Source organism: Streptomyces sp. NPDC008137 (assembly GCF_042957035.1).
In the GTDB taxonomy this organism is placed as follows: Bacteria; Actinomycetota; Actinomycetes; order Streptomycetales; family Streptomycetaceae; genus Streptomyces.
This window is the reverse complement of the sequence record NZ_JBIBHN010000043.1, coordinates 46,031-59,644: the sequence shown is the minus strand read 5'-3', so window position 1 is coordinate 59,644 and position 13,614 is coordinate 46,031. Positions and strand designations below refer to the sequence as shown.

The 13,614-nt window shown below is 70.3% G+C and carries 13 protein-coding genes and 1 pseudogene; 4 read left to right on the top strand and 10 right to left on the bottom strand.

Features of this window, described 5'->3' with window-relative positions:
* Positions 1 to 307 precede the first annotated feature (307 nt).
* The gene (gene dacB, locus ACFZBT_RS38055; RefSeq protein ID WP_391114185.1) at positions 308 to 1,843 is read right to left on the bottom strand and encodes a D-alanyl-D-alanine carboxypeptidase/D-alanyl-D-alanine-endopeptidase; all 1,536 of its coding nucleotides are present in this window, start codon (positions 1,841 to 1,843) and stop codon (positions 308 to 310) included.
* Positions 1,844 to 1,967: 124 nt separating this feature from the next.
* Here dacB and ACFZBT_RS38050 point away from each other — a divergent pair, with 124 nt between their 5' ends.
* Both ACFZBT_RS38050 and ACFZBT_RS38045 read left to right on the top strand, forming a co-directional pair.
* Positions 1,968 to 2,459 (top strand): inorganic diphosphatase, encoded by a 492-nt coding sequence (locus ACFZBT_RS38050; protein WP_217556031.1) that lies wholly within the window; start codon positions 1,968 to 1,970, stop codon positions 2,457 to 2,459.
* Positions 2,460 to 2,576: 117 nt separating this feature from the next.
* Complete coding sequence (locus tag ACFZBT_RS38045; protein ID WP_391114173.1) at positions 2,577 to 4,274, top strand: threonine/serine exporter family protein; 1,698 nt, start codon at positions 2,577 to 2,579, stop codon at positions 4,272 to 4,274.
* A gap of 100 nt (positions 4,275 to 4,374) precedes the next feature.
* Here ACFZBT_RS38045 and ACFZBT_RS38040 read toward each other — a convergent pair whose 3' ends face one another.
* Entirely contained in the window at positions 4,375 to 5,235 is an 861-nt protein-coding gene (locus ACFZBT_RS38040; protein WP_391114170.1) for a VTT domain-containing protein, read from the bottom strand.
* A gap of 137 nt (positions 5,236 to 5,372) precedes the next feature.
* On the opposite strand from ACFZBT_RS38040, the gene ACFZBT_RS38035 reads away from it, so the two are divergent.
* Positions 5,373 to 5,747 (top strand): heavy metal-binding domain-containing protein, encoded by a 375-nt coding sequence (locus ACFZBT_RS38035; protein ID WP_391114167.1) that lies wholly within the window; start codon positions 5,373 to 5,375, stop codon positions 5,745 to 5,747.
* Positions 5,748 to 5,784: 37 nt separating this feature from the next.
* On the opposite strand, the gene ACFZBT_RS38030 is transcribed toward ACFZBT_RS38035, so the two are convergent.
* The 4 genes from ACFZBT_RS38030 to ACFZBT_RS38015 form a co-directional block, all read right to left on the bottom strand.
* Positions 5,785 to 6,624, bottom strand: a complete 840-nt coding sequence (locus tag ACFZBT_RS38030) for a hypothetical protein (protein WP_391114164.1) — start codon at positions 6,622 to 6,624, stop codon at positions 5,785 to 5,787.
* A gap of 138 nt (positions 6,625 to 6,762) precedes the next feature.
* Positions 6,763 to 6,945 (bottom strand): linaridin family RiPP, encoded by a 183-nt coding sequence (locus tag ACFZBT_RS38025; RefSeq protein WP_215119833.1) that lies wholly within the window; start codon positions 6,943 to 6,945, stop codon positions 6,763 to 6,765.
* A gap of 131 nt (positions 6,946 to 7,076) precedes the next feature.
* Positions 7,077 to 7,664, bottom strand: coding sequence for a hypothetical protein (locus ACFZBT_RS38020; protein WP_391114160.1), 588 nt, complete (start codon positions 7,662 to 7,664; stop codon positions 7,077 to 7,079).
* Positions 7,661 to 8,563 carry an alpha/beta fold hydrolase gene (locus tag ACFZBT_RS38015; RefSeq protein ID WP_391114158.1) on the bottom strand — a complete coding sequence of 301 codons (903 nt, stop codon included), beginning with the start codon at positions 8,561 to 8,563 and terminating at the stop codon, positions 7,661 to 7,663. Before ACFZBT_RS38015 ends, ACFZBT_RS38020 begins: the two co-directional genes overlap by 4 nt.
* Between ACFZBT_RS38015 and ACFZBT_RS38010 the strand changes: the two genes are divergently transcribed.
* Positions 8,519 to 8,701: a hypothetical protein gene (locus ACFZBT_RS38010; RefSeq protein ID WP_391114189.1), complete on the top strand. Its 183-nt coding sequence runs from the start codon at positions 8,519 to 8,521 to the stop codon at positions 8,699 to 8,701. The two genes, ACFZBT_RS38015 and ACFZBT_RS38010, sit on opposite strands and share 45 nt — an antisense overlap.
* A 175-nt stretch (positions 8,702 to 8,876) precedes the next feature.
* On the opposite strand, the pseudogene ACFZBT_RS38005 reads toward ACFZBT_RS38010, so the two are convergent.
* The 4 genes and pseudogenes from ACFZBT_RS38005 to ACFZBT_RS37990 all read right to left on the bottom strand — a co-directional run.
* Positions 8,877 to 9,101: pseudogene (locus ACFZBT_RS38005) on the bottom strand (helix-turn-helix domain-containing protein); the annotation flags it as partial.
* A gap of 43 nt (positions 9,102 to 9,144) precedes the next feature.
* Positions 9,145 to 9,906 carry a methyltransferase domain-containing protein gene (locus ACFZBT_RS38000; protein ID WP_391114155.1) on the bottom strand — a complete coding sequence of 254 codons (762 nt, stop codon included), beginning with the start codon at positions 9,904 to 9,906 and terminating at the stop codon, positions 9,145 to 9,147.
* A gap of 260 nt (positions 9,907 to 10,166) precedes the next feature.
* The gene (locus tag ACFZBT_RS37995; protein ID WP_391114152.1) at positions 10,167 to 11,651 is read right to left on the bottom strand and encodes an FAD-dependent oxidoreductase; all 1,485 of its coding nucleotides are present in this window, start codon (positions 11,649 to 11,651) and stop codon (positions 10,167 to 10,169) included.
* Positions 11,648 to 13,582 (bottom strand): ABC transporter transmembrane domain-containing protein, encoded by a 1,935-nt coding sequence (locus tag ACFZBT_RS37990; RefSeq protein ID WP_391114149.1) that lies wholly within the window; start codon positions 13,580 to 13,582, stop codon positions 11,648 to 11,650. The genes ACFZBT_RS37995 and ACFZBT_RS37990 overlap by 4 nt, the downstream gene beginning before the upstream one ends.
* Positions 13,583 to 13,614: the final 32 nt, after the last annotated feature.

Sequence of the window (13,614 nt, the reverse complement as noted above, 5' to 3'; positions counted from 1 at the left end):
CACAGCCAGGCGGGACGGCTACCCACGGCCAGGCGGGACGGCTACCCACAGCCGGGCGGGACGGCTACCCACGGCCAGGCGGGACGGCTACCCACAGCCGGGCGGGACGGCTACCCACGGCCAGGCGGGACGGCTACCCACAGCCGGGCGGGACGGCTACCCACGGCCAGGCGGGACGGCTACCCACGGCCAGGCGGGACGGCTACCCACGGCCAGGGGGGCGGCTACCCAGAACCGGGCGGGAGGACGGCCCGCGGACGGGCGGGGCGGCTGCTCGCGGACGGGTGATCGGCAGTTCGAGTGGTGGTTAGCGGCAGCCGCATTCCGCCAGGGTCGTCGCCGCTCTGTCCAGGGCCTTCTGGGCTGCTTCCGGGTTGGTCGTGTCGTTGGCCATGAAGGCGAAGGCGAGGAGGCGGCCGTCCTGGTCGACGAGGGTGCCCGCGAGGGTGTTGACGCCGGTCAGGGTGCCGGTCTTGGCGCGTACGACGCCGGCTGCTCCGTCCGTGTAGCGGCTGGTCAGGGTGCCGGTGAAGCCGGCGACGGGGAGGCCGGTGAGGGCCGGGCGGAGTTCGGGGCGGTCGGGGTCTGCCGCCTTGGCCAGGAGGGCGGTGAGGAGGTCCGCCGTGAGCCGGTCGGCGCGGTCGAGGCCGCTGCCGTCCTTGAAGGCGGCGCCCTTCAGGGGGAGGCCGAGCTTGCGCAGCTGGGCGCTGACGGCCCGGTCGGCGCCGGCGAAGTCGGCGCGGTCGCCGGTGGCGAGGGCCGTCTGGCGGGCGAGGGCCTCGGCGATGTCGTTGTCGCTGTTGGTCAGCATGCGCTCGACGAGGGCCGAGAGCGGGGGCGAGGAGACCGTGGCGAGGGTCTTGGCCCGGGTGGTGGCCTTGGACGGGCCGGGGGCCGTGGTCTTGATGCCGTGGGACTTCAGGAGGTCGCCGAAGCGGCGGGCGGCGTCGTCCGCCGGGTCGGGGACACGGGTGGCCGGGCCCTTCGCCGAGTCGTCGGTGCGGCCCTCGTCGGCCATCAGGGGGCTGACGGGGGCGAGGTTGGGGTTGACCCCGATCGGGTGCTTTTCGTCGCCCGCGTAGAGGGTCGTGTCGTAGGAGAGCGTCACTTCGCGGACGCCCCGTTCGGCGAGGGCGCCCGCCGTGTCGGCGGCCAGGTCGCGCAGGCTCGCCGAGCCGTCGGAGTCCTCCCGGGCGGTGAGGGTGGGGTCGCCGCCGCCGACCAGGACGACTTCCCTCGTGTCGGGTTCCAGCGCCGCGCGGGTGGTGATGCGGTGGTCGGCGCCCATGGCGGACAGCGCGGCGACGGCCGTGGCGATCTTCGTCGTCGAGGCCGGGGTGAGCGCGGCGTCCGAGCCCGTGCCGTACAGGCGCCTGCCGCTCGTGACGTCCACGACCGCCGCGGCGGGCCGGGGTCCGAGGGCCGGGTCCTTCAGCAGGGGCGTGAGGGCGTCCGCGAGGGCTTTGCCGTCAGGGGCGGACTTCACCTTGCTGATGCCGCCGAGGCCGGTCAGCACCGGGGCGGCGCTGGGGGCGGGCCGGGGCCGGCCGGGGGCGCCGGAGGTGCCGCCGTGATCTGTGCCACCCGGGCGGTTCAGGGCGGCGGCCCGGTCCCGCTCGGCCGTACGCTGACCCGAGGAGTCCCAGGGACCGGCGGCGGTCACCACCCCGGCGGCCAGTGCGAGACCGGCGGTGGCGGCACCCGCGGTGTACTGCCAGGTCTTCGGCCGTGTGAGCCGCGCGACCTGCGGTTTCCCGGCCTGTGCAAGCCGCGCGACCCGTGGTTTCGCGGCCGCGGCGGCCCGGGCCAGGCGCGGTCGTACGGCACCCGCGATCCGCACCATGTGCGGTCTCGCGGACCGCCATGGCCTCAGCTCTGGCACGAACACCAGCCCCTTTCGCGATCACACACCTGCGTGAGGGACACTTAACCACCAGAACTATGTGTTGATCATGGAGGAGCCACCGGTGGAGTTCGACGTCACGATCGAGATTCCGAAGGGTTCGCGCAACAAGTACGAGGTGGACCACGAGACCGGTCGTATCCGCCTGGACCGGCGACTCTTCACCTCGACCGCCTACCCGACCGACTACGGCTTCGTCGAGAACACCCTCGGCGAGGACGGCGACCCGCTGGACGCGCTGGTCATCCTGGACGAGCCGACCTTCCCGGGCTGTCTCATCAAGTGCCGTGCGATCGGCATGTTCCGTATGACGGACGAGGCCGGTGGCGACGACAAGCTGCTGTGCGTGCCGGCGACGGACCCGCGGGTGGAGCACCTGCGGGACATCCACCACGTGTCGGAGTTCGACCGCCTGGAGATCCAGCACTTCTTCGAGGTCTACAAGGACCTGGAGCCCGGCAAGTCGGTCGAGGGCGCCAACTGGGTGGGCCGTACGGACGCCGAGATCGAGATCGAGCGGTCCTACAAGCGTTTCAAGGAGTCGGGCGGGCACTGACCCCTCCTCGACACCCCCGGGCCGCACGCCTGCGCGTGCGGCCCGTTCGTCCGTCTGTGCGCATACTGAAGCTGTGGGGGGTACGAGGCTGACGTGTCGTACAGGGAGCGCCAGGCAGTGACGGACGCGGAGGACCGCAAGCCGAAGTCGGACGAGGCGAGGAGTGGTTTCTCGCCTCCCGGTGGGGCCGCCGTCGACGGGGAGATGTCGACGACGTCGGAGTTCGCGATCCCGGAAGGACTGGCCCTCCACCGGACGGCCGGTGCGGAGGCCGAGACGACGTCCGAGTTCTCCCTGCCGGAGGGGATGGACGTCCCGCAGGCGCCCTCGGTGGAGCCGGAGGGGTCGGCGTTCACGACGCCGAGCACGTACAGCGCGAAGCAGGCGCCGTCGGCGTTCACCCCGCCGAGCGGGATTCCCGTGGTCAGCCTGACCAAGGACGTGCCCTGGCAGGACCGGATGCGCACCATGCTGCGCATGCCGGTGGCGGAGCGGCCGGCGCCGGAACCGAGCCAGCGCAGCACCGACGAGTCGGGGCCCGCCGTGCCGCGCGTGCTCGACCTGACGCTGCGTATCGGCGAGTTGCTGCTGGCGGGCGGTGAGGGCGCCGAGGACGTGGAGGCGGCCATGTTCGCCGTCTGCCGGTCCTACGGTCTGGACCGCTGCGAGCCGAACGTCACCTTCACGCTGCTGGCGATCTCGTACCAGCCGTCGCTCGTCGACGACCCGATCACGGCGTCGCGGACCGTGCGCCGCCGGGGCACCGACTACACGCGGCTGGCGGCCGTGTACCAGCTGGTGGACGACCTCAGCGACGACGAGACGGCGGTCTCCCTCGAGGAGGCCTACCGGCGGCTGGCGGAGATCCGCCGTAACCGGCACCCCTACCCCGGCTGGGCGCTGACCGGTGCGAGCGGGCTGCTGGCCGGTGCGGCCTCGGTGCTCGTCGGCGGCGACCTGCTCGTGTTCGTCGCGGCCGCGCTCGGCGCGATGCTCGGTGACCGGCTGGCGTGGCTGTGCGCGGGGCGCGGGCTGCCGGAGTTCTACCAGTTCACCGTGGCCGCGATGCCGCCGGCCGCGATCGGGGTCGCGCTCACGCTCGTCCATGTGGACGTCAACGCCTCCGCGGTCATCACCGGTGGGCTGTTCGCGCTGCTGCCCGGGCGGGCGCTGGTGGCGGGCGTGCAGGACGGTCTGACCGGCTTCTACATCACCGCGTCCGCGCGTCTGCTGGAGGTCCTGTACTTCTTCGTGGGCATCGTCGCGGGTGTGCTGCTGGTGCTGTACTTCGGTGTGCAGCTGGGGGCGCGGCTGAATCCCGACGCGGCGCTCGGGGTCTCCGACGATCCGGTGCTGCTGATCGGGGCGTCGATGCTGTTGTCGCTGGCGTTCGCCGTGCTGCTTCAGCAGGAACGATCCACCGTGATCTGGGTGACCCTGAACGGCGGTGTCGCGTGGATCGTGTACGGCGCGATGCACTATGCCGGCGAGATCTCGCCGGTGGCGTCGACGGCCGCGGCCGCCGGGCTGGTGGGGTTGTTCGGGCAGTTGCTGTCGCGGTATCAGTTCGCCTCGGCTCTGCCGTACACGACGGCCGCGATCGGGCCGTTGCTGCCGGGTTCCGCGACGTACTTCGGGCTGCTGGCGATCGCGCAGAACGAGATCGACGAGGGGCTGGTGTCGCTGTCCAAGGCGGTGGCTCTGGCCATGGCTATCGCCATCGGGGTGAATCTGGGGTCCGAGATATCGCGGATGTTCCTGCGGATCGGGTCCGCGGAGAAGCGGCGGGCCGCCAAGCGGACCAGGGGTTTCTGACGCCCTTTGCCTATGGGGTCGGGGCTTCCTGTCCGTTGGCGGCCGCGGGCCGGCGGGGGTTGTTCGCGCAGTTCCCCGCGCCCCTGAGAAGCAGGTCGGGTCAGTAGCCGTTGTTGTAGGGCTGCTGGCCCCCGCCCTGCTGGGAGCCGTACTGCTGCTGGCCGTAGCCCGGGGACTGGGGGTACTGGTTGTAGTACTGCTGGTCGTTGTAGCCGTTCTGGTTGCCGTGAGGCTGCTGCTGGTGCGGGGGCTGGTCGTCCGGGGTGATGCGGCGGAGCTGGGTGGTGGCGTCGTCCATGGCGGGCAGCTGGGTCTGGGGGGCCTGGGGCGTGGCCGCAGCGCGCTTCTTCTTGGAGCGCTCGCGCAGGTACTCGATGATGATCGGGATCAGGGAGAGCAGGACGATCAGGACGAGGATCGGCTCGATGTTCTTCTTGATGAAGCCGATCTGGCCGAGCCAGTAGCCCGCGAGGGTGACGCCGGTGCCCCAGGCGATACCGCCGATCACGTTGTACGTGAGGAAGGTGCGGTACTTCATGCGGCCGGCGCCGGCCACGATGGGGGCGAAGGTGCGCACGATCGGGACGAAGCGGGCCAGGACGATCGCCTTGGGGCCGTACTTCTCCATGAACTCGTGGGCCTTCTCCAGGTTCTCCTGCTTGAAGAGCTTGGAGTTGGGCCGGTTGAAGAGCTTCGGGCCCAGAAACTTGCCGATCATGTAGCCCACTTGGTCACCGACGACGGCGGCGATCACGATCAGCGTGCAGACCAGCCACAGCGGCTGGGTGATGTAGGTGCCCTCGGCCACGAAGAGGCCGGCCGTGAACAGCAGGGAGTCGCCGGGCAGGAACGCGAAGAGGCCGGACTCCGCGAAGACGATGAGCAGGATGCCGGGCAGGCTGAACGTGGAGATCAGATAGTCCGGGCTGAGCCACTCGGGGCCGAGCGCAAGCGTGGTCACGGGGATGTGGCTCCTGCTGCTGGGGGGATACGGGCTGGGGCTTGACTGCCTCAAAGTATCAACGCGGCCGTCATGGCCCAGGTTCCATGGGCGTACTCAGGATGCACTGTGCGCGGTCCCGGTCAAAGCTGTGAACCATGGGCATCGACGAATACGGCGGCGGACAGGGCCCCCAGCCCGACGTCCTCGTCGTCACCACGAACGACGTACCGGGCTACCGAGTGCAGGAGGTGCTCGGCGAGGTCTTCGGTCTGACCGTGCGCTCCCGGCACCTGGGGAGCCAGATCGGCGCCGGGCTGAAGTCGATGGTCGGCGGCGAGCTCAAGGGGCTCACCAAGACGCTCGTGCAGACCCGCAACCAGGCCATGGCGCGGCTCATCGAGCAGGCACGCGCGCGTGGTGCCAACGGGGTGCTCGCGTTCCGCTTCGATGTGACGGAGGCGGCGGACGTGGGCACGGAGGTGTGCGCGTACGGCACGGCCGTGGTGATCGAGGACGATCACACGGCGTGACAGGGCACTGCGCGGTGGTAGCCGTATCCCCTCGGCGTCATCCCTCGTGCCCCGCCTTTCCGGCCGGCTCCGCGCGCTCGTCCCGCTGGGCGAAGACGTAGAGCAGCGCCGGGTGGGTGGCGCCGAAGGCCAGCACGAAGCGGTTGAGGCCCATGAACTGCCCGATCCCCAGGTGGAACAAAGTCATCGAGCCGAGATAGGCCTTCGCCGCGGGCCTGGGCAGGACGAAGACCAGCGGGAAACCGACCTCCGCGGCGATCGTCCCCCAGGTCACGAGCTTGCCCACCACCGGGTACCTGTGCACGAGCCGGTAGACGCGCTGGTCGCCGTAGTTGCGCGTACGGATGACGCCGCTGAACGCCTCTCCGCTGAGCCACACCGGGGAGACGAGCTTGACCACACCGGACGCGACGTAGGAGATGCTCGTCTCCAGGGCCAGCGCGCGCATCGCCACGTCGCGGGCCTTGCCGCCGTCCTTGAAGGTGCCGGTCGAGGCCAGGGCGATGTTGATGACCTGCTGGAGCTGGTCGGCACCGTCCCCGCCGAAGGGGGAGCGCAGGCGTCCGGCCGCGCCCGTGGCCGCCAGCACGGCGCTGCCCGCCGTACGCACCGCGCGCTTGTGGCCCCAGATCAGTGTGGCGGCGGAAGCACCCGCCTGTATCCCGTACAGGGCGACGGCCGCCTGCTTGGACTCGAGGGCGCGTGTCAGCCGGGGAAAGCGCTTGGCGAATTTGGGGCGCATGTTCGCGAGCTGCCCGCTCAGCATTTCGCCTTCTTCGAACTTACGCGTCTGGCTCAGCATTTCGAGTGCGGAGACCAGCGTACCCAGCGAAGCCACTCGGCGTGCCGTGACCTCGGGCGGAGCGCTGAGGAACATGGATGGGTGCTCCCGATGGTGTGATGCGAGTACGGTGGATGCGAAAAGCGGCGGCACGGTATGCGTATCGGGCGTACCGTGCCGCCGCGTTTTATCGGACGGAGCTAGCGATGCCTCTCAGCGTCGCCCGCCGGCCGTTCAGCCCGCGAGGTCGTTGGTGACCTCGTTGAAGGCGTAGGCGGTCGCGGCGGTCACGGCGACACCCTCGGGGGTCGCGATGGTGGCCGTCGGGGTGAGCATGGTCGGGGTCGCCTCGTTGCCGATACGGCCCGGGGTCACGTCCGCCAGCTCGGTGTTGGCGAAGTCAGCCACAACAGACATTGTCGTCCTCTTTCTCTGAGAAAAGCTCGGAGCGAGTTTCTCCAGCCGTTCGGCGGGAGGGCGCGGACTCACGCGGGCACACGGGCGCCGAGTGAGCTCGCGGCTTCCAGTCGAGGGGGTCGGTCGACTCGCTAGGCGGCGATGCGCGAGGGCGCGTCAGCCGGGGTGACGTCTCCCTCCAGAGGGAATTCCATGGAGACGAAGACGGGTTCGATGTTCCGGTCTTCCGGGCTGGTCGGGTACGAGTGCAGCAGCATGAACTGGCTGTGCGAGGCGCCCTCGGCGTGCGGCAGGTGGAGCTGGATGTAGCGGGCCAGCAGCCGGTACCCGGTCGCCGTGGTCACCGGAAGCACCTCGGATCCGAAGGCGACCGCATGCGTCAGGGCGTGCTGGGTCGCGTCGAACAGGGCCTTCGGGCTTCGGTTGCGGGCGTTCCAGGCCAGTGCGTACCACGGCCGGTCCTGGACGATCGGGACCTCTGTCCACTCACCGGGCTTCCCGTCCGTGAGGTCACGGTAGAGAAGGTGGTTGTCCTTGACGCCGGGGTTCGGCCCGAAGAAGCGCCAGTTCGGCGTCGGTATGCGCAGCCTCCCGCGGCTCAGGAGGCCGTCGAAGCGCTGCTCGGGGATCTGTGCCACGGCCGTCGCGACCAGCCATACGGCGAGCGACGTCGTGACGGCGGCGACCTTCACACGTTCGGCGTTCGGTTTCATGATCATGCCGGTTCCGCCTCCCGCTCCGCGGTGCTGCCGACGGCCCGGAGTTTCCCGGTGGACGGCCGCCAGGACGTCCCGAGCGCTTCGGAGGGCGGTTCGCCGGCGATCAGCTCCGCCACCTCTTCGGCGTGCGGCCGCACGGAGAGCAGGGACTCGTGATCGGAGCCGGCGACGAAGTGGTGCCGGGCCCGCTGGGAGATGACGGCCAGCCTCGCCTGGATACCGGCGTGCAGGGTGTTGTCGCCGATGTTGTTCTCCGCCGTGATGACCGTCAACGGGCAGTCGAGGTCGGTCAGTTGCGGATAGGTCATCGCGTCCCGGTACTCCCGGTGGGCCGTGGCCCAGGTGCGGGGAGTCGTCTGGAACGCCCGGTAGCTCCGGTTGACGTCCGGACGGTACTGCTGGTTCCGGTTCATGGCGGGGCGGAAGACCGACAGCCCCGTACCGGCGAACACCTGCTCCATCACCATCCGCTGGTTGGACCAGCGGTCGACGTCGGTCCGGCGGGCGTGGCGCAGGCTGACCACCTCGGTGGCGTCGATCATGACCACGTGCGTCACGCCCTGGGACGCGTCCGGGTGCAGGGCGGCGTAGGCCGCGACGAGGTAACCGCCCAGGGAGTGGCCTGCCAGGACGACCGGAAGGCCGGCGATGTAGGTGTCGCGCAGTTCCTGCAGCAGCTCGAAGTGCGGGTCCAGGCCGTACCGGGTGTCCGGGGTGCTGAGCCCGTAGCCGGGGCGGTTGAACCGCACGTACCCCATGTCCGCGGGAAGTGCGCCGCAGACCCAGTCCCAGTATTCCTGGGGCGCGCCCATGCCGTTGTCGAACAGAACGGCGCGCTGTGCCCGCGGAGGGATGTGGACATCGACCTCGACAAGGCCGCCGTCCGGTCTCTCGTGCAACTGGAAACGACGCGCACGCTCGCGCTTGCCGGTGAATCTCGTTACCGCACCGGCCAGAAGGCTAGCGCCGGCCAATCCAGAAATGCCGACGGCAAACTGACGCTCCAAAGACGCCACATTCCCTCCCCCGTGATGTGAAGTGACTGTCTGCCGGGAACGCTAACACGCAATCCCGGGATCAATTTATGGGTTAGTTGACGAGCCGGCCCGGGCGAGTGCCCTCACGGCGCTGCGGCGGGCGCAGGGCCGTACTCCGGCCGTACTTCCGCAATTCCATGTAGAGTTCGCCGATCGTCACCTTGAGCATGGCGTTTTCCTTTGCCAGCTCGGCCGTCCGGGACGCTTCCTCAGCGGGTCTTCCACTCTCGCCTGCCAGGCCGCTGCGGCCGCCCTCAATAAACTGTCGGCGCCAGTTCGACACCGACTGCTCGGACACTCTTGCTTCTCTTGCGGCTTCCGCCGCTGTCAGGTCCCCGCTCATCACCCTGACCACCAGGTCGAGTTTCTTGTCTACCGGAAGTACTGGCGGACGCCCCACGTGCAACCCCCTTATAGCCAACCGTGTGCTGTGTGTAGTGCGCTCAGGGTTTGACGTAGGAGCACATGAACATGGGCGCCTCGTGGCTGTACGGGGTGCCGTCCCAGCGGGACATGTGGGCCTCGGGCTCCAGGCCGGCGGCGCGGGCGTAGCCGTCGACGTCCTCCGGGGTCGTCAGCCGGGTGAGTTCGCTGCCCACCCGGGTGGTGCCGTCGGCCTGGTACAGGATGTGCGAGCAGTGCCACAACCCGCCGTCGAGCAGGGTGGAGTGGGTCTGCACACCCGTCCCGGGCTCCGGGTAGGGGACGAAGTAGGTGGTGCGGGTCCGGCCCTCGTGAAGGTCGAGGATCGGCGGCTTGTTGTGCGTCTCGATGAGCAGCCGTCCGCCGGGAACCAGCAGGTCGGCCGCGCGCTGGACGGCACTTCGCTGGTCCGCGGGAGTGGTCAGGCACGACAGGGTCGCGCAGACGCAGTACACCATCCCGTAGCGGGAATCCGAGGTGTACATGCGGATGTCCCCGTGCACCGGGGTGACGTCCCCGCCGCCGTCCTCGAGTTTGACGCGCAGTGCGTCCAGCATCTCCGGAGAGGAGTCCACGCCGGTCACCCGGCCGATGCTCCGGGACAGTGGAATGGCGATCCGGCCGGTGCCGACACCGAATTCGAGGGTCCCCGCCTCGGGATCGGGGTGGCGTTCCCGCAACCCCTTTACGGCCTCGGCGGTGATCCTGTCATCCGGGATCAGCCGGTCGTACCACCCTTCGAACTGTCTGCCGTAGCCTATGTCTTCAACTCCGGTTACCACAGAATTCCCCGTTCATAATGTCCCCACTGCCAACCGATGGGAGCGTCATGAAGCCGAGGAGTTGGAGCCGAGCCGGGCAAGACGTGAGATGCCGGCTACGGCGGTTGCGGAATGCTCCGCGACCACCCGCGTGAATAGTCAGACAGCACGGTAACGCCTCAACGGAGCTTGTGGGGAGCTTCGTTGGCACCACCGTACCAAAGCGATATGGCCAGTTCCATGGATTTTGGCCACTGATTACCAAGGAGCGCGCGGCGCATTTATCCGGGACGACGGAATGCAAGTGGTGCCGAATCGGGCGTCAAGTCGGGTACCTCGCATATCCCGAAACAATGCCGGAGGGCGGAGAGGGCGGCCAGGTATCCAGACATTCCGTGCACACTGGGCCCCGGAGGGGTGGACGAGGAGCACAGGAAGACCCCGGGCAGCGGGGTCCGGTAGGGGTCGAGGCGCGGGACGGGGCGGGCGAGGCTCTGGTAGAGCGTCATCGCCCCGGAACCGATGTCCCCGCCCACATAGTTGGGGTTGTAGGCCTCGTACGCGGCGGCGGCGACGGAGCGGTGGGCGACGACGGTGTCCCCGAACCCGGGGGCGTAGCGCTCGATGCGCGCCCGGACCAGGTCGTAGGGGTCGGTGGTATCGCCGTTCGGGACATGCGCGTACGCCCACACGGGGCGCTTGCCGGGCAGGGCCCGCCCGGGGTCGGCCACCGCCGGGTCCACCACGAGGACGAACGGCTTCCCGGTGCGCACTCCGCGGGCGTTCGCCGTCTCCTGGCGCACCATCTCGGCATGCGTGCCGCCCAGATGCACGGTCCCGGCGCGGCCCACCTCCGGGTTCGCCCAGGGGATCGGCTCGGAGACCAGGAAGTCCACCTTGGCGGCGCCCGGGCCGTAGCGGAACCGCTCCAGGCCGCGCGCGTAGGCACGGGGCAGCCGGCCGGCCGCGAGAGTCAGCAGGCCCTTGGGGCTGGTGTCGAGCAACACCGCACGCGCACCGCGAAGTTCGTCCAGGTCCGTCACCCGGTGTCCGGTGTGGAAGACGCCGCCGTGGGCCGTGATGTCATCGGCCAGCGCCTGTGCGATGCGTGAGCTGCCACCGCGCGGCAGCGGCCACCCGCTCCCGTGCGCCAGGTGGCCCAGCAGCATGGCCACCCCCGCGGACGCCAGGCTCGGCAGCTTGCCGACCGCGTGCGCGGCGACACCGGTGAGCAGGGCGGGCGCCTCCTCGCCGCGGAAGAGCGCCGCGCCGAGCCCGCTGCCGTGGACCGCCGCCCGGCTCGCCAGCAGCAGGGCGGCGGCGGAGGTTCGCGGCAGGGTGCGCGGCCCGGACAGGACGAGGTCGACGACCTCTTCACTGCGGTCGAGCAGCGGGCCCATGAGCCGGCGCCAGCCGGGGCCGTCGGCGCCCAGGTGCTCGCACGTCCTCGCCAGTGAGCGGTAGGCCAGGGCGGCCCGGCCCCCGTCCAGCGGATGGGCGTAGGCGATCTCGGGCTGGAGGAGTTCGACGCCGCGGGCGGGCAGGTCGAACGCGCGGAAGAACGGGGAGGCGGCGGCCATGGGGTGGACGGCGGAGCAGATGTCGTGCACCACCCCGGAGTCGAAGAGCGAGGCGGTGCGCAGCCCTCCCCCGATACTGTCGGCCGCCTCGTGGAGCTCCACGCGCAGACCGGCTCGGGCCAGGACCACGCCGGCCGCGAGGCCGTTGGGTCCGGTGCCCACGATGGCGACGTCGGTGGTGCTCACCAGTGCTCCTCACTCCTGACGGGCCGAAGCTGCAACGTCTGCTCGGCGAGCCCGGCGTACGACGGCCAGCCGACCGCGAGGGAGGGCGGCGGCGCCCACGGTTCCACCGGTACCGGACGGGTCGCCGGGGCGGGAGGGCCGGGCTCGGCGTGCAGTTGGGAGCCGGCGAGACGCCGGTAGAGCTCGTCGCGCTCCATCAGGTCCTGGTGCACTCCGGTGGCCCGGACCCTGCCCCCTTCCATCACCACGATCTGGTCGGCGTCGATCACCGTGGAGATCCGGTGGGCGATGGCGATGACCGCGCACCGCCGGGAGATCCGGCGCAGCACCTCGCGAAAGTCCCGCTCCGAGTCGGAGTCCAGGTTGGAGGTGGCCTCGTCCAGCAGCATGACCGCGGGCTGCTGGAGCAGCGTGCGGGCGATGCACAGGCGCTGGCGCTGCCCGCCGGACAACCCGCTGCCCTGGTCGCCCAGTTCGGTGTCCAGGCCGTGCGGGAGCTGGGCGATCACCGAGGTGAGGCCGGCCATCTCCACCGCCTCCCGGACGGCTCCGTCACCGGCGTGCGGGTTGGCGTAGGTCAGGTTCTCCCGGATGGTGCCGCGCATGGCCGCGCTGTCCTGCTGGACGTAGCCCACCAGAGCGCGGAGCGTGTCGAGGGGCAGCGCCTCGACGTCTCGTCCGCCGAGCCGGACGAGGCCGCCGTCCACCGCGTAGAAGCGTTCGATCAGCTGGAACATGGTGGTCTTGCCCGCTCCCGAAGGCCCGACCACGGCCGTCAGCCCCCGGGTCGGCACGCTGAACGAGACGCCGTTGAGGACCTGCGTCCGCTCCGCCCGCTTGCCTCGCCGGTAGGCGAAGCGCACGTCGTGGAACTCGACCGCCGGCCAGTGCGGGTCCAGTGGGCCGGGGGGCGCGGGGCCCGCCGCGCCGGCCGGGCCGTCGCCCTCCTGGGGCAGGCGGGCGAGTTCGTCCACCCGTTGGATCGCGGCCCGGCCCTGGACGAGCTGGCCCACGCCCATGAAGAGCATCACCAGCGGCGACACCAGCTGGAACAGATACATGATGAACGTGGTCAGGGCGGCCATGTCCATCTCGCCGCGGGCCACCCACGCCATCCCGACGCCCACGACGACGGCCAGGGCGCCTTGCGTGCCGACGTTCATGGAGGGCATCAGCAGCGCGTTGTAGGCGTTGACCCGGATGCCCGAGCGCCGTGTCCGCTCGGCCAGTTCGCCGATGCGGGCGGCCTCACGGGACTCGGCGCGGGACGCCTTCACCGTGGGCAGCGCGGAGAGCACGCGCTGGATGCCGCCGGCGAAGGCGCCGGTGTCGTCCCGGTTTTGCAGAGCGGCCCTGCGCAGCTTCCGGGCGAGGGTGACGGAGATGACGCTGGCGGTTCCCAGGCAACTCATGGTGATGACCATCAGCCACAGGTCGATGAGGAACATCAGCACGATGCCGCCGATGACCGTGGCGCCGCTGACGATCAGCTGGGCGAGGCTCTGCGCGAGGGCGATTCTCGCGAGTGAGGTGTCGGTGACGGTGCGGGTGAAGACATCGCCCTGCGATTCCTTTCCGAACGCGGTGAGATCGGCGCGCAGAAGCCGTCCGACCAGGATCTGGCGAACGTCGAAGACGATGTTCTCCCCGGCCCGCCCGATGACATAGGCCTGGAGCGAGGAGAAGAGCGCGCCCGCGCAGAAGAGGCCGACGAGCTGGGCGACGGGTCCGGCCATCGGGGCTCCCCCGCCGGCCGCCTTGATCAGGTTGCCGATGGCCCAGGGCTGGGCGAGCGAGGCGCCCACCCCCAGCAGGCCGAGCAGCACCCCGGTGCACAGCAGCCCGGTGTGCCGCCTGGCGACGCTCGCCACCGACTCCGCGCCGTGCGGGCCCCTCGTTTCCGGGCTCGCGTTCTTCACGTGACTCGCCACAAGCGCTCCCCCCGCTTTGTTCGAAAGCTAAC

Coding starts and splice junctions, on each gene's coding strand:
- ACFZBT_RS38035 (WP_391114167.1), top strand. CDS start 5,373: ATGGGCATCGACGAATACGGCGGCGGACAGGGCCCCCAGCCCGACGTC.
- dacB (WP_391114185.1), bottom strand. CDS start 1,843: ATGGTGCGGATCGCGGGTGCCGTACGACCGCGCCTGGCCCGGGCCGCC.
- ACFZBT_RS38025 (WP_215119833.1), bottom strand. CDS start 6,945: ATGTCTGTTGTGGCTGACTTCGCCAACACCGAGCTGGCGGACGTGACC.
- ACFZBT_RS38020 (WP_391114160.1), bottom strand. CDS start 7,664: ATGATCATGAAACCGAACGCCGAACGTGTGAAGGTCGCCGCCGTCACG.
- ACFZBT_RS38030 (WP_391114164.1), bottom strand. CDS start 6,624: ATGTTCCTCAGCGCTCCGCCCGAGGTCACGGCACGCCGAGTGGCTTCG.